Origin of the sequence: Pseudomonas sp. C5pp (assembly GCF_000814065.1) — a bacterium.
Taxonomy (GTDB): Bacteria; Pseudomonadota; Gammaproteobacteria; order Pseudomonadales; family Pseudomonadaceae; genus Aquipseudomonas; species Aquipseudomonas asiatica.
Genome location: NZ_JWLN01000002.1, coordinates 213,778 through 235,823, shown reverse-complemented (window position 1 = coordinate 235,823; position 22,046 = coordinate 213,778). Strand labels below are relative to the sequence as shown.

The window sequence follows — 22,046 nt, the reverse complement described above, 5'->3', positions numbered from 1 at the left end:
TCTGTGCGAAATTTGATACTTGTGGGGCCCATGGGTGCTGGTAAAAGCACCATCGGACGCCTATTGGCCAAAGAGCTGCGCCTGCTGTTCAAGGATTCCGACAAGGAAATCGAACTGCGATGCGGCGCCAACATCCCGTGGATTTTCGACAAGGAAGGCGAGCCGGGTTTCCGTGACCGCGAGCAGGCGATGATCGCCGAGCTGTGCGCACTCGATGGCGTGGTCTTGGCGACCGGCGGTGGCGCGGTAATGCGCGAAGCCAACCGCAAGGCCCTGCATCAGGGTGGCCGGGTGATCTATCTGCATGCTTCGGTCGAACAGCAGGTTGGTCGCACCGCGCGTGATCGCAATCGCCCCCTTTTGCGCACCGCCAATCCCGAGGCGACCTTGCGCGCCCTGCTGGAAGCCCGCGACCCGCTCTACCGCGAGATCGCCGATCTGGTGGTAGAAACCGACGAGCGGCCGCCACGCATGGTGGTGATCGATATTCTCGAGCGCTTGCAGCAGTTGCCGCCCCGTTAGCCCGGGACTATTCTCGGCCACCAGCGCCGAGGCGAGGTTCAACGTAACCGCGTAGGTGCCCGAGCGGCGCCGCGCACAAGTACATTGTGGGGATACATGCAGACACTAAAGGTCGACCTGGGCGAGCGTAGCTACCCGATCTACATTGGCGAAGGCCTGCTGGACCAGCCAGAGTTGCTGGCGCCGCACATTGCCGGGCGGCAGGTTGCCATTGTTTCCAACGAGACCGTCGCGCCCCTGTATCTCGAACGCCTGAGCAAGACCCTGGGGGCCTATTCGGTGCTGCCGGTGGTGTTGCCCGACGGCGAAGCCCACAAGAACTGGGAAACCCTGCAGCTGATCTTCGATGGCCTGCTGACTGCACGGCACGACCGCCGCACCACCGTGGTTGCCCTGGGCGGCGGCGTGATCGGTGACATGGCCGGCTTCGCTGCCGCCTGCTACCAGCGCGGCGTCGACTTCATCCAGGTGCCGACCACTTTGCTGTCCCAGGTCGACTCCTCGGTCGGCGGCAAGACCGGCATCAACCACCCGTTGGGCAAGAACATGGTCGGTGCCTTCTACCAGCCCAATGCGGTGCTGATCGACACCACCAGCCTCAAGACCCTGCCGTCGCGCGAGCTGTCCGCAGGCCTGGCCGAAGTGATCAAGTACGGACTGATCTGCGACAAACCGTTCCTCGCCTGGCTCGAGGACAATATGCAGGCACTGCGTGCCCTCGACCCGGTGGCGCTGACCGAAGCCATCCGCCGCTCCTGCGCGGCCAAGGCCGCGGTGGTGGGTGCCGACGAGCGCGAGTCTGGCGTGCGCGCCACGCTGAACCTGGGGCACACCTTCGGGCATGCTATCGAGACCCACATGGGTTACGGCGTGTGGCTGCACGGCGAAGCCGTGGCGGCGGGCACGGTGATGGCTCTGGAGATGTCCATGCGCCTTGGCTGGATCGACCAGGCCGAGCGCGATCGCGGAATCCGCCTGTTGCAGGACGCAGGCTTGCCGGTGGTGCCACCACAGGAGATGACCCCGGCGCATTTCATGGAGCACATGGCGGTCGACAAGAAAGTGCTCGACGGCCGCCTGCGTCTGGTGCTGCTGCGCCAGATGGGCGAGGCCGTGGTGACCGACGACTATCCGAAAGAGATTCTACAGGCCACGTTGTCGGCGGATTACCGCGCGATCGTGGCCCAGCTTTGAGGTTGTGACAGCGCAATGACCAGTTTGCATGCCGATGAGGCCTTTCTCGACCATTACCAGTTGAGCCATGATCCGTTCGCGCCCCGTGTGCCCGGCTTCAAGTTCTTCCCGGCCCAGCGCAAGCCCGTGCTCGGCCAGCTGCATCACCTGGCGCGCTACAGCCAGCTGATGCTGGTTGTCACCGGCCCGCTGGGCAGTGGCAAGACCCTGCTGCGCCAGGCCCTGGTGGCCAGTACCAACAAGCAGGCGGTGCAGAGCGTGGTGGTGTCCGCCCGTGGCGCCAGCGATGCCGCCAGCGTACTCGGCCAGGTTGCACAGAACCTGGATGTGGCCGAGGCCGAAATGCAGGCGATCCTGGCCAAGGTGGTGCAACTGGCACTGACCGGCCAGGAAGTGTATTTGCTGGTGGACGATGCGGAACAACTCGACGAGTCGGCACTCCAAGCGTTGCTGGAATTGGCGGCGGGTGTACCGGAAGGGCGCCCGCACGTGTTCCTGTTCGGTGAGCCGTCGCTGATTGCCGGGCTGGACGAGATCAATATCGAGGAAGAACGCTTCCACATCATCGAACTCGCCCCCTACAGTGAAGAAGAAACCCGCGAGTACCTGGAGCAGCGCCTGGAAGGTGCTGGCCGGGGCATCGAGGTGTTCAGTCGTGAACAGATCGTCGATATCCATGAAAACTCCGACGGCTGGCCTGGCAACATCAACCAGGTCGCCCGTGACACTTTGATCGAAGCCATGATCGCCAGCCGCTCGACGGCCAAGCGACCATCCATGGGGTTCAAGATGCCTAAAAAACATGTGCTCGCGCTGTCCGCTGTGGTTGTGGTCGCCGTTGCGGCCGCGGTGTTGATGCCGAAGAAAGGTGACAAGGCGCCTGCCGAAGCGCCGGCCGCCCAGGCCCAGCTACCGCTAGGCGAGGGCCAGGCCAATGGTGGCAATCCCGCCATCGAGTTCTCGGGTTCGTCCCAGCCGATGCCGCTGCCGCTGGTTGGCCAGTCGCAGCCGGTGATGCGCGAGCCACTGGCCCAGGCCGCGGGCATGGGCGAGGGTGAAGAGGGCAGCCCGGCCGGTGATACCGCCCTGCAGCCAGGCAACCCACCGCCAACCGTGACCACCATCGCGCCGCCGCAAGGTGTGCCAGCGGGCCCGGCACCGGTACCTGCCCAGCCAGTAGCCGCGGCGCCAGCCCAGCCAGTACAGCCGCCACCGCAGCCGGTTGCGCCTACGCCAAAACCTGTCGCAACCCAACCTGCCAAGCCGGTTGCGCCTGCCAAGCCTGCACCAGCACCGACCCAGGTCGCCGTGGCCAAGCCGGCCGCCAAGCCTGTCGAGAAGCCGGCAGCCGGTGGCAGCGGCAACAGCGGCTGGTACGCCGGGCAGAAACCGGGCAATTACGTGGTGCAGATCCTGGGTACCAGCTCCGAGGCTTCGGCTCAGGCGTTCGTTAAGGCTCAAGGTGGCGACTATCGCTACTTCAAGAAAAACCTGCAGGGCAAGCCGCTGTACGTAGTCACTTACGGCAACTTCGCCAACCGCGACGCAGCGGTTGCGGCAATCAAGAACTTGCCAGCGAAGGTCCAGGCTGGTAAACCTTGGCCACGTACCGTCGCCAGCGTCCAACAAGAGCTGGCCTCGGCCCGCTGATACCTTCCGGGCGGCACCACCCCGCCGCCCAGTTGCTGAGCGATTACTGACTTTCGACTAGCCTGCTGCGTTGTCACGCGGCAGGCTTTTCTGTCCCAGACTGCCGGCCACAAGCCTTACTTGCAGTCATGGCTGAAACGCTTCAGACTCGAGCCAAGCCGCTATCACGGCGCATGGCGCAAAAACATTCAAAATTGCGACATAAATTTTCAATGGTGAGACATGAAAATTTGTGAGCATCGCTGTCGCTGTGCAACAATGGTTTTCCATGGCCACCGCAAAAAAGCTGGCGTTTGATCGGCGTGGATGGTAAGTGGTTGTTAAAAAAGAGATTTACCTCCGTTGAGAGGTGAACCTGGTGAGAATGTGTCTATGAAAACAGGTCTGTACCATCCCGAAGAATTCAAGGACAACTGTGGTTTTGGCCTGATCGCCCATATGACGGGCGAACCGAGCCACCACCTTCTGCAAACCGCCATGCAGGCACTGACCTGCATGACCCACCGCGGCGGTATCAACGCCGACGGCAAGACCGGTGACGGTTGCGGTCTGCTCATGCAGAAGCCCGATCAATTCCTGCGTGCCGTGGCCCAGGAGCACTTCGCCGTCGAGCTGCCCAAGCAGTACGCCGTCGGCATGGTGTTCTTCAACCAGGACCCGGTCAAAGCGGAAGCTGCCCGCGCCAACATGGACCGCGAAATCCTCGCTGCTGGCCTGAAACTGGTCGGCTGGCGCAAGGTGCCGATCGATACCAGCGTGCTCGGCCGCCTGGCCCTTGAGCGCCTGCCACAGATCGAGCAGGTGTTCATCGGCGGTGAAGGCCTGAGCGACCAGGAATTCGCCATCAAGCTGTTCAGTGCCCGTCGCCGTTCGTCCGTGGCCAACGCCCACGACGCCGACCACTACATCTGCAGCTTCTCGCACAAGACCATCATCTACAAAGGCCTGATGATGCCGCGCGATCTCGCGGCCTTCTACCCGGACCTGGGTGACGAGCGCCTGCAAACCGCGATCTGCGTGTTCCACCAGCGCTTCTCCACCAACACCCTGCCGAAATGGCCGCTGGCGCAGCCGTTCCGCTTCCTCGCCCACAACGGCGAGATCAACACCATCACCGGCAACCGCAACTGGGCCATGGCCCGTCGCACCAAATTCGCCAACGACCTGATCCCCGACCTCGAAGAGCTCGGCCCGCTGGTCAACCGCGTCGGCTCCGACTCCTCTAGCATGGACAACATGCTGGAGCTGATGGTCACTGGCGGCATCGACCTGTTCCGTGGCGTGCGCATGCTGGTACCGCCAGCCTGGCAAAACGTCGAGACCATGGACGCCGACCTGCGTGCCTTCTACGAATACAACTCCATGCACATGGAGCCGTGGGATGGCCCGGCCGGTATCGTCATGACCGAGGGCCGCCATGCGGTGTGCCTGCTCGACCGTAACGGCCTGCGCCCGGCGCGCTGGGTGACCACCAAGAACGGCTACATCACCCTGGCGTCGGAAATCGGCGTATGGGACTACAAGCCCGAGGACGTCATCGCCAAGGGCCGCGTTGGCCCAGGCCAGATCTTCGCCGTGGACACCGAAACCGGCCAGATCCTCGACACCGACGCCATCGACAACCGCCTGAAGTCGCGCCACCCGTACAAGCGCTGGCTGCGTCAGCACGCCACGCGCATCCAGGCGACGCTGACCGATGACCAGGGCGTGGCCAGCTACGACGCTGACCAGCTCAAGCAGTACATGAAGATGTTCCAGGTCACCTTCGAAGAGCGTGACCAGGTGCTGCGCCCGCTCGGCGAGCAGGGCCAGGAAGCGGTCGGCTCGATGGGTGACGACACGCCGATGGCCGTTCTGTCGCAGCGCGTGCGTTCGCCGTACGACTTCTTCCGCCAGCAGTTCGCCCAGGTGACCAACCCGCCGATCGACCCGCTGCGCGAAGCGATCGTCATGTCCCTGGAAATCTGCCTGGGCGCCGAACGCAACATCTTCCAGGAATCCCCCGAGCACGCTTCGCGGGTAATCCTGAGCTCGCCGGTCATCTCGCCCGCCAAGTGGCGTTCGCTGATGAACCTGGAGCGCGAAGGTTTCGACCGCCAGCTGATCGACCTCAACTATGAAGAGAGCGTCGGCCTGGAAGCGGCCATCCGCAACATCGCCGACCAGGCTGAAGAAGCAGTGCGCGCTGGCAAGACCCAGCTGGTGCTGAGCGACCGCTACATTGCCCCTGGCAAGCTGCCGGTGCACGCCTCGCTGGCCGTTGGTGCGGTACACCACCGCCTGACCGAACAGGGCCTGCGTTGCGACAGCAACATCCTGGTGGAAACCGCCACCGCCCGCGACCCGCACCACTTCGCCGTGCTGCTGGGCTTCGGTGCCTCGGCCGTTTACCCGTACCTGGCCTATGAAGTGCTGGCTGACCTGATTCGTACCGGCGAAGTTCTGGGCGACCTGGACGAAGTCTTCAAGTACTACCGCAAGGGCATCTCCAAGGGCCTGCTGAAGATCCTGTCGAAGATGGGTATCTCCACCATCGCCTCGTACCGTGGCGCGCAGTTGTTCGAAGCCATCGGCCTGTCCGAGGAAGTGGTCGGCCTGAGCTTCAAGGGCGTTTCCAGCCGCATCAAGGGTGCGCGTTTCGCAGACCTGGAAAGCGACCAGAAGCTGCTGGCAGCCGAGGCCTGGAGCGCGCGCAAGCCGATCCAGCAAGGCGGCCTGTTGAAGTTCGTTCACGGTGGCGAGTACCACGCCTACAACCCGGATGTGGTCAACACCCTGCAGGCTGCCGTGCAGCAGGGCGACTATGCCAAGTTCAAGGAATACACCACGCTGGTCGACCAGCGTCCGGTGTCGATGATCCGCGACCTGCTGAAGGTGAAAGTGGCTGACCAGCCGCTGCCGCTGGAGCAGATCGAGCCGCTGGAGGCGATCCTCAAACGCTTCGACTCCGCCGGTATTTCGCTGGGTGCACTGTCGCCGGAGGCTCACGAAGCGTTGGCCGAGGCGATGAACCGCCTGGGCGCGCGTTCCAACTCTGGCGAGGGCGGTGAAGACCCGGCGCGCTACGGCACCATCAAGAGCTCGAAGATCAAGCAGGTGGCCACCGGCCGCTTTGGCGTGACCCCGGAGTACCTGGTCAACGCCGAAGTGCTGCAGATCAAGGTTGCCCAGGGCGCCAAGCCCGGTGAAGGCGGACAGCTGCCAGGCGGCAAGGTCAACGGCCTGATCGCCAAGCTGCGTTACGCGGTACCGGGCGTGACCCTGATCTCGCCACCGCCGCACCACGACATCTACTCGATCGAAGACCTGGCCCAGCTGATCTACGACCTCAAGCAGGTCAATCCGCAGGCCCTGGTTTCGGTCAAGCTGGTGGCAGAAGCCGGCGTCGGCACCATCGCCGCCGGTGTGGCCAAGGCCTATGCCGACCTGATCACCATCTCCGGCTACGACGGTGGTACCGGTGCTTCGCCGCTGACCTCGATCAAGTACGCCGGCGCCCCATGGGAGCTGGGCCTGGCCGAGACCCACCAGACCCTGCGCGGCAACGACCTGCGCGGCAAGGTACGGGTACAGACCGACGGCGGCCTGAAGACTGGCCTGGACGTGATCAAGGCAGCCATCCTCGGCGCCGAAAGCTTCGGCTTCGGTACCGCGCCGATGATCGCACTGGGCTGCAAGTACCTGCGCATCTGCCACCTGAACAACTGCGCTACCGGCGTGGCCACCCAGAACGACAAGCTGCGCAAGGACCACTACATCGGCACCGTCGACATGGTGATCAACTTCTTCACCTTCGTCGCCGAAGAAACCCGTGAGTGGCTGGCCAAGCTGGGCGTGCGCAGCCTCGGCGAGCTGATCGGCCGTACCGACCTGCTCGATGTGCTGCCAGGCGACACCGAGCGCCAGCAGTACCTGGACCTGTCGCCGCTGCTGGGCAGCTCGCACATCCCGGCTGACAAGCCGCAGTTCTGCGAAGTCGACAAGAACCCGCCGTTCGACCAGGGCGAGCTGGCCGAGAAGATGGTGGAAATGGCCATGCCGGCCATCCGCGACCAGGCCGGTGGCGAGTTCAGCCTCGACATCTGCAACTGCGACCGCTCGATCGGTGCGCGGGTCTCGGGTGAAATCGCCCGCCTGCACGGCAACCAGGGCATGGCTGCGGCGCCGATCACCTTCCGCTTCAAAGGTACTGCGGGCCAGAGCTTCGGCGTGTGGAACGCCGGTGGCCTGAACCTGCACCTGGAAGGCGACGCCAACGACTACGTCGGCAAGGGCATGACCGGTGGCAAGGTCACCATCGTGCCGCCAGCCGGCAGCCCGTTCGAAACCCAGCACAGCGCCATCGTCGGCAACACCTGCCTGTACGGCGCCACTGGCGGCAAGCTGTTCGCCGCCGGTACTGCTGGCGAGCGCTTCGCTGTACGTAACTCCGGCGCCCACGCTGTTGTCGAGGGCACTGGCGATCACTGCTGTGAATACATGACCGGCGGCTTTGTCTGTGTGCTGGGCAAGACCGGTTACAACTTCGGTTCTGGCATGACTGGCGGCTTCGCCTACGTGCTCGACATGGACAATACCTTCGTTGACAAGCTCAACCATGAGCTGGTGGAAATCCAGCGTATCAGTGGTGAAGCGATGGAGGCCTACCGCAGCCACCTGGCGCGGGTCCTTGCCGAGTACGTGGAAGAGACCGGCAGCGAGTGGGGGCGTGAGCTCTCGGACAACCTGGACGACTACGTGCGGCGCTTCTGGCTGGTCAAGCCGAAGGCAGCCAACCTGAAGCAACTGCTGTCCAGCACCCGTGCCAACCCACAGTAACAACAGCTGCAAGTGACGGCCCCGTGCGCGGGGCCCGTCGTGCTCAAGTGATCGTCTTGCAGCTTGCAGCCTGAGGCTGGCAACTGCGGTAAAGAGGTTTTGAAAAATGGCTGAACGTCTGAACAACGACTTCCAGTTCATCGAAGTGGGCCGCAAGGACCCGAAGAAAAAGCTGCTGCGCCAGCGCAAGAAGGAGTTCGTGGAAATCTACGAGCCGTTCAAGCCGCAGCAGTCCGTGGAGCAGGCGCACCGCTGCCTGGGCTGCGGTAACCCGTATTGCGAATGGAAGTGCCCGGTACATAACTTCATCCCCAACTGGCTGAAGCTGGTTTCCGAAGGCAACATCCTGGCTGCGGCGGAGCTGTCGCATCAGACCAATACCCTGCCGGAAGTGTGCGGCCGCGTATGCCCGCAGGACCGCCTGTGCGAGGGTGCCTGCACCCTGAACGACGGCTTCGGTGCGGTGACCATCGGCTCGGTGGAGAAGTACATCACCGACACCGCCTTCGCCATGGGCTGGCGCCCGGACATGTCCAAGGTCAAGCCAACCGGCAAGCGTGTTGCCATCATCGGTGCCGGCCCGGCCGGCCTGGGCTGTGCCGACGTATTGGTACGTGCCGGCGTGACCCCGGTGGTGTTCGACCGAAACCCGGAAATCGGCGGCCTGCTGACCTTCGGTATTCCCGAGTTCAAGCTGGAAAAGACCGTGCTCAGCAACCGCCGTGAAGTGTTCACCGGCATGGGCATCGAGTTCCGCCTGAACACCGAGGTGGGCAAGGACGTGACCATGGAGCAGCTGCTCGCCGAGTACGACGCGGTGTTCATGGGCATGGGTACCTACACCTACATGAAGGGCGGCTTCCCGGGCGAGGACCTGCCGGGCGTGCATGACGCGCTCGACTTCCTGATCGCCAACGTCAACCGCAACCTGGGCTTCGAGAAGTCGCCGGAAGACTTCGTCGACATGCAGGGCAAGAAGGTGGTGGTACTGGGCGGTGGTGACACCGCGATGGACTGCAACCGCACCTCGATCCGCCAGGGCGCCAAGTCGGTGACCTGCGCCTATCGCCGTGACGAGGCCAACATGCCGGGTTCGCGTCGTGAGGTGAAGAATGCCAAGGAAGAGGGTGTGAAGTTCCTCTACAACCGCCAGCCTATCGCCATTGTCGGCGAGGACAAGGTCGAAGGCGTGAAGGTGGTCGAGACCCGTCTCGGCGAACCGGACGCCCGTGGCCGCCGCAGCCCGGAGCCGATCCCGGGGTCTGAAGAGATTCTGCCGGCCGATGCCGTGGTCATCGCCTTCGGCTTCCGCCCGAGCCCGGCGCCTTGGTTCGAGCAGCATGGCATCCAACTGGACAGCCAGGGCCGCGTGGTTGCGCCGGAGAAGGGCAAGTTCAAGCATCAGACCAGCAACCCGAAAGTGTTTGCCGGCGGCGACATGGTTCGTGGGTCGGACCTGGTGGTGACGGCTATCTTCGAAGGGCGTACTGCTGCTGAAGGTATCCTGGACTACCTGGAAGTCTGATTGATTGTCGGGGCCGCTTCGCGGCCCATCGCGACACAAGGCCGCTCCTACAGGGATCGCGTACTTCCTGTAGGAGCGGCCTTGTGTCGCGATGGGCTGCAAAGCAGCCCCAACGGCATTTTTGTATACAAAAATCCTTGATCCATGGCATCCAATAGACAAAACGCATGGCCTTGACCGTGCCTTTTGCGCTGGCGTCTGAGAAAATGCCCGCACTATTTTTCCGGATGCCGACATGACTGCCCTGAAGAACGATCGTTTCCTGCGTGCACTGCTCAAGCAACCCGTAGACGTCACCCCGGTGTGGATGATGCGCCAGGCCGGCCGCTACCTGCCGGAGTACCGCGCCAGCCGCGCCAAGGCCGGTGACTTCATGAGCCTGTGCATGAACCCGCAGTTCGCCTGCGAGGTCACCCTGCAGCCGCTGGACCGCTACCCGCTGGACGCGGCGATCCTGTTCTCGGACATCCTGACCATCCCCGATGCCATGGGCTTGGGCCTGTACTTCGAAAGCGGTGAAGGCCCGCGCTTCAAGAAAGTCGTCAGCACCCCGGCCGACATCGAGGCGCTGCCAATCCCCGATCCGCAGAAAGACCTCGGCTACGTGATGGACGCGGTCAGCACCATCCGCCGTGAGCTCAACGGCCGCGTGCCGCTGATCGGCTTCTCCGGCAGCCCGTGGACCCTGGCCACCTACATGGTCGAAGGCGGCTCGTCGAAGGACTTCCGCAAGACCAAGGCCATGGCCTACGACAACCCGCAGGCCCTGCACCTGCTGCTGGACAAGCTGGCCCAGTCGGTCACCAGCTACCTCAACGGCCAGATCCTCGCTGGTGCCCAGGCCGTGCAGATTTTCGACACCTGGGGCGGCAACCTGTCGGCGGCGGCTTACCAGGAGTTCTCCCTGGCCTACATGCGCAAGATCGTCAGCGGGCTGATCCGCGAGCACGAGGGGCGCAAGGTGCCGGTGATCCTGTTCACCAAGAACGGCGGCCTGTGGCTGGAAAGCATCGCCGAAGCCGGCGCCGACGCGCTGGGCCTGGACTGGACCTGCGAGATCGGCGACGCCCGCCGCCGCGTGGGTGACAAGGTTGCGCTGCAGGGCAACATGGACCCGACCGTGCTGTACGCCAAGCCCGAGGCAATCCGCAAGGAAGTGGCGCGCATCCTGGCCAGCTATGGCCACGGCACAGGCCATGTGTTCAACCTCGGCCACGGCATCACACCGGAAGTCGACCCGGAGCACGCCGGCGTGTTCATCAGCGCCGTGCATGAGCTGTCGGCGCAGTACCATCAGTGAATTGATCTCTGAACACGAAAGCCCGGCCATGAGCCGGGCTTTTTGTTGCATTAAGTTTTAATTCAGCGATCGTCGTTAATCTGGTCCCATCGAAACCGAAACAGGACCTGATCCTTATGAAAGCACGTTATCTTGCGTTGATCCTCGCCCCCTTGTTCAGCACAGCTGCCTTGGCTGCCGGTTATACCGGCCCCGGTGCCCAGTCCGTCACCACCGTAGCTGCGGCCAACGATGCTGCCGACGACACCCCAGTGGTGCTGCAAGGCTTCGTGACCAAGAAGATCAACAACGACGACAAGTACGAGTTCAAGGACAACACCGGCACCATCACCGTGGAAATCGATGATGAAGACCTGCCGCCGACGCCGTTCAACGACAAGACCAAGGTCAAGCTGACCGGTGAGGTGGAGAAGCACCTGATGAGCCGGGAGGTGGATGTGGATATGGTCGAGATCATCAACTGAGCCACTGGCCTCTTCGCGGGTGAACCCGCTCCCACAGGTATAGCGTTGCCCTCAGCTGTAGCGCGGTCCCTGTGGGAGCGGGTTTACCCGCGAATGGGCCTCAAGCAGTTTTCGGTGGTAGCCTGCTCAGGTGCAGCGCCACCAGCAACGCCGCCGCCAGCAGGCTGCCAATGAACAGCCCGATGCCATTCCAGCCCCACTGGTGCCAGAACACCCCGCCCGCCGTACCGGCCACACTCGACCCTGCGTAATAGCTGAACAGGTACAACGACGACGCCTGTCCCTTGGCCTTCAAAGCCCTGCGGCCGATCCAGCTGCTGGCCACCGAGTGCGCGCCAAAAAAGCCGAAGGTGAATACCAGCATACCGACGATCACCATCACCAGCGGGCTGGCCAGGGTCATCAGCAAACCGCCCGCCATCACCACGATACTGGCCCAGAACACCTTGCGCCGGCCCAGTTTGTCAGCCAGCGCGCCGACCTGCGCCGAGCTGTAGATGCCCGACAGATAAACCACCGACAGCAAGCCGACCAGCGCCTGGTTCATGTGATAGGGCTCGGCCAGCAGGCGGTAGCCGATGTAGTTGAACAGGGTGACGAATGCGCCCATCAGCAGGAAGGCTTCGAGGAACAACCAGGGTAGTCCGGCATCCTTGAAGTGCATGACGAAGCCATCCAGCAGGCTGCGTGGGTTCATCGCCTGCGGGCGGAAATTGCGCGATTCGGGCAGCACCTTCCAGAACACCAGCGCCGCCACCAGGGCCAGGCCGCCGATGGTCAGCATCGCCGTGTGCCAGCTGACGAAGTCGATCAGCACGCCGGTGATCAGGCGCCCGCTCATGCCGCCAATGGCGTTGCCGCCGATGTACAGGCCCATGGCCAGGCCAATGTGCTGCGGGTGGATTTCTTCGCTCAGGTAGGTCATCGCCACCGCTGCCAGGCCGCTCAGCGACAGGCCGACCAGGGCGCGGGTGGCCAGTACCAGCTCCCAGCTCGGCATCACCGCGCTGGCCAGGGTGGAAAGGGCGGCGCAGACCAGGGCAAACACCATCACCGGCTTGCGCCCGATGCGGTCGGAGATAGGGCCGGTGATCAGCAGGCCGAACGCCAGCATGGCTGTGGAGACCGACAGCACCAGGCTGCTCTGCGCCGCATTGATTGCAAATTCCTTCGACAGCAACGGCATCATCGGCTGCACGCAGTACAGCAGGGCGAAGGTGGCGAAGCCGCCGCTGAATAGCGCCAGCACGGTCTTCATGAAGGCGGGGGTGCCTTTTTCGATCCACATTTCGTTCAGCGGTGCAGGTTCTGGCTCGGCGGGAAGGGCAGCTGCAGCAGTTTTCACGGGCGGGTACCTCTGGCGCAATGAAAAAAAGCATATAGCTGGCTAATGATTAGATCCAATATATTGTTCGACCTATTTGAGATGTTTTGCGACCTGTTCGGAGCTGATCATGGAACTGCGCCATTTGCGTTACTTCATCGCCGTGGCCGAAGAGCTGCATTTTGGCCGCGCTGCCCAGCAACTGGGTATTTCGCAGCCGCCCTTGAGCCAGCAGATCCAGGCGCTGGAGCAGGAACTGGGTGCCCGGCTGTTCGAGCGCACCAACCGTCGGGTCGAGCTGAGCGAGGCGGGTCGATTGTTCCTCGAGGAGGCCCGTCAGGTGCTGGCGCAGGTGGAAAAGGCTGCCGATGTCGCCCGGCGTGCGCAGTTGGGGGAGTTGGGGGAGATGAAGATCGGCTTTACCTCCTCGGCACCGTTCACCTCGAAGATCCCCAAGGCCATCCACGCGTTTCGCCAGCGCTTCCCGGCGGTGCACCTGAACCTCAAGGAAATGAGCAGCCGCGATGTGGCGGAAGGGGTGTTCGACGAGTCCATCGAGGTCGGGCTGATGCGGCCGATGCCGCTGCCGGAAGGGCTGATGGCCACCGAACTGTTTCGCGAGCCGCTGGTGGCGGTGATCAACGCCTCGCATCCACTTGCCGAAGGTACGGAGCATGGCGTGCACATGGCCGCCCTGGCCAATGAGCCGTTCGTGTTCTTCCCGCGCAGCTATGGCAGCGGGTTGCATGCACAGTTGCTGAGCCTGGCGCGCCAGGCGGGTTTCAGCCCGCATTTTGCCCAGGAGGCGGGGGAAGCGATGACCATCATCGGGTTGGTTTCGGCAGGGCTTGGGGTGTCGGTTCTGCCGGCGTCGTTCCAGCGGATGCGCATCGAGGGGGTGGTTTATCGCACGCTGCTGGATGAAGGGGCGATGTCGGCGGTGTGGCTGGTGCAGCGCGAGCATGGTGGGTCGGCGATGGCACGGGCATTTGCCGAGTTGCTCACGGGGCAGGTGGTTGGCGGGGCAGTGTAGTTGTTCCGGGCAAATGGCACTGGTCATTGCCGCAGCGGCGCCACATACTCGGGCATTCGTTGATACACGGAGGTCAATCATGCGGCGCGTGGTGTTCAATCAGAAAGGTGGTGTGGGCAAGTCGAGCATCGCTTGCAACCTGGCGGCTGTGAGCGCCAGCGAAGGTTATCGGACCCTGCTGATCGACCTGGATGCCCAGGCCAACTCGACCCAGTACCTGACTGGCCTGACCGGCGACGATATCCCCATGGGCATCGCCGACTTCTTCAAGCAAAGCCTGTCCAGCGGGCCGTTCAGCAAGAAGAACCAGGTCGATATCTACGAAACCCCGTTCGACAACCTCCATGTGGTCACCGCCACGGCCGAGCTGGCCGATCTGCAGCCGAAGCTTGAGGCGAAGCACAAGATCAACAAGCTGCGTAAGTTGCTCGACGAACTGGACGAGGACTACGAGCGCATTTACATCGATACCCCGCCAGCGCTGAACTTCTATGCGGTTTCCGCACTGATCGCCGCCGATCGCGTGCTGATTCCTTTCGACTGCGACAGCTTCTCGCGCCAGGCCCTGTATGGCCTGCTGGCCGAGATCGAAGAACTCAAGGAAGACCACAACGAAGACCTGGTGGTCGAAGGCATCGTGGTCAACCAGTTCCAGTCCCGCGCCAGCCTGCCACAGCAGATGCTCGACGAGCTGCTGGCCGAAGGGCTCCCGGTGCTACCGGTGTACCTGGGCAGCTCGGTGAAGATGCGTGAGTCGCACCATGCCAGCCTTCCGCTGATTCACCTGGAGCCCAGGCACAAGCTGACCCAGCAGTTTGTCGAGTTGCATTCGCTGCTCGAAGAGAACGCTTAGACCCCCTGGTTACGCAACCACTCCAGCAACGACTGGAGTGGTAACGCCCCGGCCTGACGGCTGACTTCACGGCCATTCTTGAACAGCAGCAGGCTGGGGATAGAGCGGATGCCCAGTTGCCCGGCCAGGTTGCGGTTGGCTTCGCTGTCGAGCTTGGCCAGGCGGCAGCGGCCGGCCAGTTGGCGGGCGGCCTGTTCGAAGGTGGGGGCGAAGGATTTGCACGGGCCGCACCAGTCGGCCCAGATGTCGACCAGCAGTGGCAGGTCGCCTTTGATCTGGCTGGCGTAGCTGGCTTCGGTGAGTTCGAAGGGGGTGCTCAGCAGCACGTCCTGTTTGCAGCGGCCGCATTTCGGCGCGTCGCCCAGGCGCTCGGCGGGCAGGCGGTTGAGGCCGTTACAGTGGGGGCAGGGGATTACCAGTGGGTCGGACATGTCGTTTCCTTGTGTTGTTTGTTCGGGCCCTATCGCCGGCAAGCCAGCTCCCACAGGGTTCGGAGTTGGTCAGGAGGAGCAGCTGATTTCCAGGTGCTTGCCCCATTCCGGCGGGCGTTCGGCATAGCCCTGCATCCCGGCCTGCTCCTCGAACGGTTTGCTCAACACCTGATGCAGCTGTCGCACTTCACTGTAGTCCCCCGCTTCGGCCGCTTCGATAGCTTTCTGTGCCAGGTAGTTGCGCAGCACATACAGCGGGTTCACCGCATGCATGCGCTCACGCCGCCCTTCGGCATTATCCGCTTCGCGCTCGCAGCGGGCCAGGTAGTCCGCCCGCCAGGCATCGAAACCGGCCAGGTCGATGAAGTCGTCACGCACCACCTTCAGCGCCTCGGCCACGGGCTGATCGCCCAGCTTGCGGAAGAACAGGTTGTAGTCCACACCACCGCTCTGCATGCGCTGCAACAGGCGCTCGACCAACGCCATGTCGTCTTCTTCCGCGGTGGTCAGGCCCAGGCGGCGGCGCATCAGGTCCAGGTAGTGTGCCTGGTACAGCGGCAGGAACAGGCCCAGCGTCTCTTTGAGTGGTTCGACTTCGATCACCGTGGTCAGCGCCTGGGCCAGCGCACTGAGGTTCCAGTGGGCGATCGGTACCTGGTTGGCGTAGCTGTAGCGGCCACGGTCGTCGGAGTGGTTGCAGATGAAGTTGGCGTCGAAGTCGTCGAGGAAGGCATACGGGCCGAAGTCGAAGGTGATGCCGAGGATCGACATGTTGTCGGTGTTCATCACCCCGTGACAGAAACCATAGGCTTGCCAGCGGGCGATCAGTTCGGCATTGCGCTCGACGATGGTGCGGAACATGGCCAGGTAGGGCTGTTCGGCATCGCGGCATTCCGGATAGTGCTGCTCCAGCACATGGTCGATCAGCACCCGCTGCTGTTCTGGTTGCCTGGTGTAGTAGAAGTATTCGAAATGCCCGAAGCGCACATGGCTTTGCGACAGGCGGGTGAGCATGGCCGCGCTTTCGCGGGTTTCGCGCCAAACCGGGGTGCTCGAGCCGATCACGCACAGTGCCCGGCTGCTGGGAATGCCCAGGGCGTGCAGGGCCTCGGAGGCGAGGAACTCGCGGATCGAGGAACGCAGCACGGCGCGGCCGTCGCCCATGCGCGAGTAGGGCGTCTGGCCGGCGCCCTTGAGGTGCAGGTCCCAGTGCTCGCCCTGATCATTCAGCACTTCGGCCAGCAGCAGGCCGCGGCCATCACCCAGGCGCGGGTTGTAGGAACCGAACTGATGGCCGGAATAGACCATCGCCCGCGGGTCGGCCTCTTCCCATAGCTTGTGGCCGCTGAACAGCTCGGCGAAAACCGGCAGCTCTGCCTGGGCCGGGTCGAGGTCGAGCAGCGCCATGGCCGACTCGCTCGCTACCACCAGGCGTGGGTCTGCGATGGGCTCGGGCAGGACCTGGGTGGAGAACGCGTCGCCCAGGCGGGCGAAGCGATTGTCGAAGGTGAGTTGGTCGAGGGCTTTCACGGGGCCGGCTCCAGAAATTGATGGACTGGGGCCGCTTTGCGGCCCTTCGCGGGCAAGCCCGCTCCCACAGGTATTGCGCAGTGCCTGAGAGCGGCGCGGCCCTTGTGGGAGCAGGCGCGCACGAGGGCGAAGCCCTCGCAGGGATTCTGCACAGAATAAAGTATTAGAGCCCACTCAGGCCGAAGCAGTGCCATCCGGTTTCGGCTGCTCCACCGGAATCAGCTGCTGTTTGCCGCCCTTCGGATCCATCAGAAACACCTCGACCTGTCGCACCGAGATCTTGATGTTGTGGGCCTTGAACTCGCGGTTGATGTAGCGGTTGATCTCGTCCAGCGTCGGGTTGCGGTCGCCAAGGTCGCGTACGTGCATGCGCAGCTCGTGGTCCAGCGAGCTCTCACCGAAGTTGAGGAAGTACACGATCGGCTCCGGGTCCTTGAGCACGCGTGGGTTTTCGTGGGCGCCCTTGAGCAGCAGGTCGCGCACCAGGTCCAGGTCCGAGCCATAGTCGATGCCCAGCTTCAGCGTTACCCGGGTGACCGTGTCGGTCAGCGACCAGTTGATCAGCTGGCCGGTGATGAAGGTCTTGTTGGGGACGATGATGTCCTTGCGGTCGAAGTCGGTAATCGTGGTGGCGCGGATGCGGATTTTGCTCACCGTACCCGACAGGTTGCCGATGGTGATGGTGTCGCCAATCCGTACCGGGCGCTCGAACAGGATCATGATGCCGGAGATGAAGTTGGCGAAGATTTCCTGCATGCCGAAGCCCAGGCCCACCGACAGCGCGGCCACCAGCCATTGCAGCTTGTCCCAGCTGACCCCCAGGGTCGACAGGGTGCTGACGATACCGACGCCGACGATGACATAGGACAGCAAGGTAGTAGTGGCATACGCACTGCCCTGGGCCAGGTTGAGCCGCGACAGCACCAGGACTTCGAGCAGGCCGGGCAAGTTACGTGCGAGGGCGAAGGTGATACCGATGATGACCAGCGCACCGAGGAAGTCGCCCAGGCTGATCGGCACCATGCTGGCGGTGGCACCGGTGCCGCTGGAGTACTCGTACAGGGTGAAATTGTTGAGGTAGGCGAACACCGAGATCAGGTCCGACCACACCCAGTACAGGCCGGCGATGAAGCCGCCGAGCAGGGCCAGGCGGATCAGGCGCAGCGACTGCTGGTTGACCTGTTCGATATCCAGCGTTGGTTCTTCGGTGATGACCTCGCCATCCAGCCCTTCCTTGGCCGCCGCCCGCTTGCTCAGCGCGCGTTGGTAGGCCAGGCGCCGTGCCGCCACCGACAGGCCACGCACGAACGCGGCTTCGATCACCAGCCAGAACAGCAGCAGGTACAGGGTATAGATCAGCCGGTCGGTAAGTTTCAGCGCGGTGTAGTAGTAGCCGAAGCACACGGCCACGAACAGGGCGATGGGCAGGGCGGTGAAGGCCACGCCCACGGCCTTGCGGAACAGCGAGGTGTCGCGGTGTGCCGGGCTGCTGAGCAGCAGGCGGCTGAGCAGCCAGGCCATCAGTGCGTAGCAGGTCAGTACCACGCCGATACCCAGCACATCATCGGCCAGCGCCGAAGGCTGATGTTCGGCCACCGCCACCACACCGACCAGTGCCAGTACCACGGTGCCCAGGCGCCGCACCCAGCCGCGCAGGAACTCGACCTGCGGCTTGTGCCAGCGGAAGTGGATCTCCGCCACGCCGCCCGGGGCGAGGATGCGGTAGGCGGTGTAGAACACCAGCCAGGCCTGGGCCAGTTGCCAGAGGGCGGCGCCGAGGTTGGCATTCTGTCCGCGGGCGTCGATCTGCAGGGCGTAGCTGCACAGGGCCAGGCCCAGGCTGACCGGCATTGCCAGCAGGATGTTGATGAGGATCGCCTGGGGCGTGTGCCACTGGCTGTCACGGCGGAAGTGGCCGATGTCCTGGTGCACCTTGCCCAGCCGTTGGTACAGGTATTTGCGCCGCCACAGCAGGCCGCCGATCACCAGCAGCAAGGGCAGGAACAGCAGCGGGCGCTGGCCCAGCCCATCGGCCAGTTCCTTGAGGCCCGAACCCCAGGGCAGGCTGGCTACCTGGTCGGCAAAGCGTGCTGGCACCAGGCTCAGCCATTCCCAGTCCAGTGGCTTGTTGCTGGGAATCCAGAACATCTGCTCTTCGAGCGTGGTGCGCAAGCCCTGGGCGGTGCCGAGCAGCTGCTTCTGGTTGAGCTGCAAGGTGATCGATTCGTTGAGCAGTGCCGACAGCTCCCGGCTGAGGCGTTCGAGCAGGTCGACGCGGGTAATCATCACCTCCAGCAGCGCCTTGCGCAGCTGAGGGGTAACCTGCTCCTGCGGCTGGCCGAGCAGCAGGTTGTCGACGTACGCGGCGGGGCTGCTCATCTGCTCGCGTTGCTGGTTCACTTCGAACTGGTAAAGACGGATATCGGCGATCTGGTCAGCCAGGTCGCGGTCCACTTTCAGGTGCGGCAGGGCCTGTTTCTGCTTGTAGAGGATCTTGGACAGCAGCAGGCTGCCCTTGAGCACGCTGATCTGTTCATCGAGGGCCTGGTCGGCCTGGGTCAGGCTGTCTAGTTGCTGCTTGCTGCGCAGGTTCTGCTGGGTCAGCTCGTTGAGGCGGTCGGTGCTCTTGAGCAGGTAGTCGGACAGTTTCAGGTTGGCAGCGCTTTCGTTGGCCAGCAGGGTGCTGCCGCCGGCTTTCTGCGCTTCGATCGACTGCTGGGTGACCGCCTGCTGCGACTGGGCCAGGCGCTTTTCGTTGATCAGCGATTGCAGGTCCTGGATTTCCTGCTCCATTCGTGTGGCGCGCTCGATCAGCAGGTCGTGACGGGCATTGCCCAGGTCCTGCAGCAGGCCGTTGCCGGCCAGTTCCTGGCGGCGCAACGAGGTCAGGGCATTGAGCGACGCCAGCTCGGCATTGAGCTTGTTGCGTTGGTCGCTGTTGAGTGGCTTGCCGTTCTCCTTGCCGCTCTTGAGGCTGAGGTTGATCTGCTGGGTGCGTGTCTGGTTGTTGCTGATTTCTGCCTGAGCCCGCTCTGGGCGGGTCTGCGAGTTGATGATCAGGCTGTTGGCATCCGACAGTGCCTTTTGCAGTTCGCCTTGTTGCGTACTGCGCTCGCTGAGCATCTGCTCCAGCTGTGGCACGTTCAGGGTGGCGTAGCGTTGGGCCACCGGCAGGGGCTTGCTGGCCTTGAGCTTGATCAGCTCGCGCTGGCTGTCGGCGGTTTCCTTGGGCGCGCCAGCCAATTGCTGCTTGAGTGCCTCAAGCTTCTTTTCGCTGTCTTCCTTGCTGAGCAGCAGTGCCAGGGTCTGTTCCAGCACCTGTTGCTGGGCCTTCTGCTCCGGTGTCTGTTGCGCAGCCTTGGGGTCGGCCTCGGCACCCTTGGGCTGGGAAATCTTGTTCAGGCTGCTCTGGATGCTAGTCGTGGTGGGAAGCTCGGCCGCGCCAGCGGCGAACGAGAGAGACAGGCACAGCCCGAACAGGGCTGTGCGGAGGTACACGCGCAGGGACATAGGCAGACTACTTGTGGATCCGGCAGAAACGAAGTTTAGAGGAACAATCCTGGTCCGGGTCGCGTTCCTTCGGGGAATCTGACGCCTACTTTCTGAATCTTGTTCCCGTCCATGGTGGCCACGGTCCAGATCGTGCCATGCCATTCGACCTGGTCACCTACTACTGGAGCGCCTCCGACCTTCTGTCGGATGAACTGGGCCAGTGGCATTTTCGCGTCCAGGCCGTCGAGTTTCAGGCCGTACAACGCTGCCACCGCACCCAGTTCGGCATCGCCTTCGAGCACGAAGTCGCCGAAGAAACGCAGGTCGAGGCCACGTTGTGGCGCCTGGCTGAACAGTTTGCCCAGGGCCGGCAGGTTGTGCTCGTGGCCGATCACGCAGAGCATGTCGCCTACTTCCAGTACCGTACTGCCGGACGGGTGCAGCAGTTGCTCGCCCCGGAACAGCGCGGCGATTCGCGTGCCTTCGGGCATCTTCAGCTCGCGCAGGGCGGCGCCGATGCACCATTTTTCGGCACCCAGGCGGTAGACGAACATTTCCCACTCGCTGGTGATGTGCACTTCCAGGGCAGAGCGGGAGATCGGCGCCGGGTCTGGCGGTACCGTCACTTTCAGCAGCTTGGCCATCCACGGCAGGCTGGTGCCTTGCACCAGCAGCGACACCAGCACGATGAAGAAGGCCAGGTTGAAGAACAGCTGGGCGTCCGGCAGGCCGGCCATCAGCGGGAACACCGCGAGGATGATCGGTACCGCACCGCGCAGGCCGACCCAGGAAATGAAGGCCTTTTCACGGCCGTGGAAGGCCTTGAACGGCAACAGGCTGGCGACCACCGACAGCGGGCGCGCTACCAGGATCATCCACAGCGCCAGGCCCAGCGCCGGCAGGGCGATGGGCAGCAGGTCATGTGGCGTGACCAGCAGCCCCAGCACAAGGAACATGCCGATCTGCGCCAGCCACGCCATGCCGTCGAGCATGTGCAGGATGCCGTGGCGGCTGCGGATGGGCTTGTTGCCCAGCACGAGGCCGCACAGGTACACGGCAAGGAATCCGCTGCCGTGCAGGGCGTTGGTCAGCGAGAACACCACCAGGCCGCCAGCGATCACCAGGATGGGGTACAGGCCGCCAGCCAGCTTGATGCGGTTGACCAGTTGCAGCATCAGCCAGCCGCCGCCCAGGCCCACCAGCCCGCCGATGCCGAATTCGCGCAGCAGGTGGGCGAGCAGGCTCCAGTGCAGGCCGGTCTGGCCGCTGGCGATCATGTCGATCAGGGTGACGGTGAGGAAAACTGCCATCGGGTCGTTGCTACCCGACTCGATTTCCAGGGTGGCGGTGACCCGCTCGTTCAGGCCTTTGCCGCCGAGCAGCGAGAACACCGCCGCAGCGTCGGTGGAACCGACGATGGCGCCGATGAGCAGGCCCTGGATCAGGCTCAGGTCGAACAGCCAGGCGGCGACCAGGCCCGTGAGGGCGGTGGTGATCATTACGCCAATGGTGGCCAGCGACAGCGCCGGCCACAGCGCCACGCGAAAGCTCGCCACCCGTGTGCGCAGGCCACCGTCGAGCAGGATCACGGCCAGCGCCAGGTTGCCCACCAGGTAGGCGGTCGGATAGTTGTTGAAGATGATGCCGCCACCATCGACGCCGGCGATCATGCCGACCGCAAGGATGATGACCAGGATAGGGATGCCCAGGCGCGACGACAGAGAACTGACCAGGATACTTGCGCCCACCAGCAATGCGCCGATCAGGAACAGGCTGTTGATGGTGCTTGCATCCAAAGGCAGGTACTCCGGGGACCGCGGGGGAGGGGACTTGATAGCATGACGCTAGCAGGTCGCGTGCCAAATGATTCTAACCTGATGAATTGGCAGGCTGTAAAGCGTTTCTGCAGA

14 protein-coding genes are annotated in these 22,046 nt (G+C 63.4%); 9 read left to right on the top strand and 5 right to left on the bottom strand.

The features are described 5' to 3' along the window. Positions 1 to 3 precede the first annotated feature (3 nt). The 7 genes from aroK to RR51_RS02515 all read left to right on the top strand — a co-directional run bounded on the left by aroK (position 4) and on the right by RR51_RS02515 (position 11,473). Positions 4 to 522, top strand: a complete 519-nt coding sequence (aroK, locus tag RR51_RS02545; protein WP_015272136.1) for a shikimate kinase AroK — start codon at positions 4 to 6, stop codon at positions 520 to 522. 96 nt (positions 523 to 618) lie between these two features. Beyond that, positions 619 to 1,716, top strand: coding sequence for a 3-dehydroquinate synthase (gene aroB, locus RR51_RS02540; protein ID WP_013974602.1), 1,098 nt, complete (start codon positions 619 to 621; stop codon positions 1,714 to 1,716). Positions 1,717 to 1,731: 15 nt separating this feature from the next. Further along, positions 1,732 to 3,366 (top strand): SPOR domain-containing protein, encoded by a 1,635-nt coding sequence (locus RR51_RS02535; protein ID WP_039612524.1) that lies wholly within the window; start codon positions 1,732 to 1,734, stop codon positions 3,364 to 3,366. A gap of 372 nt (positions 3,367 to 3,738) precedes the next feature. Then, complete coding sequence (gltB, locus tag RR51_RS02530; RefSeq protein ID WP_039612523.1) at positions 3,739 to 8,184, top strand: glutamate synthase large subunit; 4,446 nt, start codon at positions 3,739 to 3,741, stop codon at positions 8,182 to 8,184. 106 nt (positions 8,185 to 8,290) lie between these two features. Continuing rightward, on the top strand, positions 8,291 to 9,709 hold the full coding sequence (locus RR51_RS02525) for an FAD-dependent oxidoreductase (protein ID WP_013974599.1): 1,419 nt from the start codon (positions 8,291 to 8,293) through the stop codon (positions 9,707 to 9,709). A 235-nt stretch (positions 9,710 to 9,944) separates the two neighbouring features. Then, positions 9,945 to 11,009, top strand: coding sequence for a uroporphyrinogen decarboxylase (gene hemE, locus RR51_RS02520; RefSeq protein WP_039612522.1), 1,065 nt, complete (start codon positions 9,945 to 9,947; stop codon positions 11,007 to 11,009). Between the two features lie 116 nt (positions 11,010 to 11,125). After that, positions 11,126 to 11,473 carry a NirD/YgiW/YdeI family stress tolerance protein gene (locus tag RR51_RS02515; protein WP_039612521.1) on the top strand — a complete coding sequence of 116 codons (348 nt, stop codon included), beginning with the start codon at positions 11,126 to 11,128 and terminating at the stop codon, positions 11,471 to 11,473. A gap of 100 nt (positions 11,474 to 11,573) precedes the next feature. Here the strand turns inward: RR51_RS02515 and RR51_RS02510 are convergent, their stop codons facing one another. Beyond that, positions 11,574 to 12,761 (bottom strand): MFS transporter, encoded by a 1,188-nt coding sequence (locus tag RR51_RS02510; protein WP_236693248.1) that lies wholly within the window; start codon positions 12,759 to 12,761, stop codon positions 11,574 to 11,576. A 166-nt stretch (positions 12,762 to 12,927) separates the two neighbouring features. On the opposite strand from RR51_RS02510, the gene RR51_RS02505 reads away from it, so the two are divergent. Together RR51_RS02505 and RR51_RS02500 are read left to right on the top strand one after the other, a co-directional pair. Next, positions 12,928 to 13,830, top strand: a complete 903-nt coding sequence (locus tag RR51_RS02505) for a LysR family transcriptional regulator (RefSeq protein ID WP_039612519.1) — start codon at positions 12,928 to 12,930, stop codon at positions 13,828 to 13,830. 79 nt (positions 13,831 to 13,909) lie between these two features. Further along, positions 13,910 to 14,683, top strand: a complete 774-nt coding sequence (locus tag RR51_RS02500; RefSeq protein WP_025340949.1) for a ParA family protein — start codon at positions 13,910 to 13,912, stop codon at positions 14,681 to 14,683. Here RR51_RS02500 and trxC read toward each other — a convergent pair. The 4 genes from trxC to RR51_RS02480 form a co-directional block, all read right to left on the bottom strand. After that, complete coding sequence (gene trxC / locus RR51_RS02495; RefSeq protein WP_039612518.1) at positions 14,680 to 15,114, bottom strand: thioredoxin TrxC; 435 nt, start codon at positions 15,112 to 15,114, stop codon at positions 14,680 to 14,682. The two genes, RR51_RS02500 and trxC, sit on opposite strands and share 4 nt — an antisense overlap. A 69-nt stretch (positions 15,115 to 15,183) precedes the next feature. After that, on the bottom strand, positions 15,184 to 16,644 hold the full coding sequence (selO, locus tag RR51_RS02490) for a protein adenylyltransferase SelO (RefSeq protein ID WP_039612517.1): 1,461 nt from the start codon (positions 16,642 to 16,644) through the stop codon (positions 15,184 to 15,186). A gap of 174 nt (positions 16,645 to 16,818) precedes the next feature. Beyond that, positions 16,819 to 20,154, bottom strand: coding sequence for a mechanosensitive channel MscK (gene mscK / locus RR51_RS02485; protein ID WP_039612516.1), 3,336 nt, complete (start codon positions 20,152 to 20,154; stop codon positions 16,819 to 16,821). Between the two features lie 35 nt (positions 20,155 to 20,189). Then, the gene (locus tag RR51_RS02480; RefSeq protein WP_039612515.1) at positions 20,190 to 21,932 is read right to left on the bottom strand and encodes a potassium/proton antiporter; all 1,743 of its coding nucleotides are present in this window, start codon (positions 21,930 to 21,932) and stop codon (positions 20,190 to 20,192) included. Positions 21,933 to 22,046: the final 114 nt, after the last annotated feature.

What these genes read in the sequence shown, in the direction of transcription:
- gltB (WP_039612523.1), top strand. Translation starts at nt 3,739, where the DNA reads ATGAAAACAGGTCTGTACCATCCCGAAGAATTCAAGGACAACTGTGGT.
- RR51_RS02535 (WP_039612524.1), top strand. Translation starts at nt 1,732, where the DNA reads ATGACCAGTTTGCATGCCGATGAGGCCTTTCTCGACCATTACCAGTTG.
- aroB (WP_013974602.1), top strand. Translation starts at nt 619, where the DNA reads ATGCAGACACTAAAGGTCGACCTGGGCGAGCGTAGCTACCCGATCTAC.
- mscK (WP_039612516.1), bottom strand. Translation starts at nt 20,154, where the DNA reads ATGTCCCTGCGCGTGTACCTCCGCACAGCCCTGTTCGGGCTGTGCCTG.
- RR51_RS02515 (WP_039612521.1), top strand. Translation starts at nt 11,126, where the DNA reads ATGAAAGCACGTTATCTTGCGTTGATCCTCGCCCCCTTGTTCAGCACA.
- RR51_RS02510 (WP_236693248.1), bottom strand. Translation starts at nt 12,761, where the DNA reads ATGTGGATCGAAAAAGGCACCCCCGCCTTCATGAAGACCGTGCTGGCG.
- RR51_RS02505 (WP_039612519.1), top strand. Translation starts at nt 12,928, where the DNA reads ATGGAACTGCGCCATTTGCGTTACTTCATCGCCGTGGCCGAAGAGCTG.
- RR51_RS02525 (WP_013974599.1), top strand. Translation starts at nt 8,291, where the DNA reads ATGGCTGAACGTCTGAACAACGACTTCCAGTTCATCGAAGTGGGCCGC.
- hemE (WP_039612522.1), top strand. Translation starts at nt 9,945, where the DNA reads ATGACTGCCCTGAAGAACGATCGTTTCCTGCGTGCACTGCTCAAGCAA.
- RR51_RS02500 (WP_025340949.1), top strand. Translation starts at nt 13,910, where the DNA reads ATGCGGCGCGTGGTGTTCAATCAGAAAGGTGGTGTGGGCAAGTCGAGC.
- trxC (WP_039612518.1), bottom strand. Translation starts at nt 15,114, where the DNA reads ATGTCCGACCCACTGGTAATCCCCTGCCCCCACTGTAACGGCCTCAAC.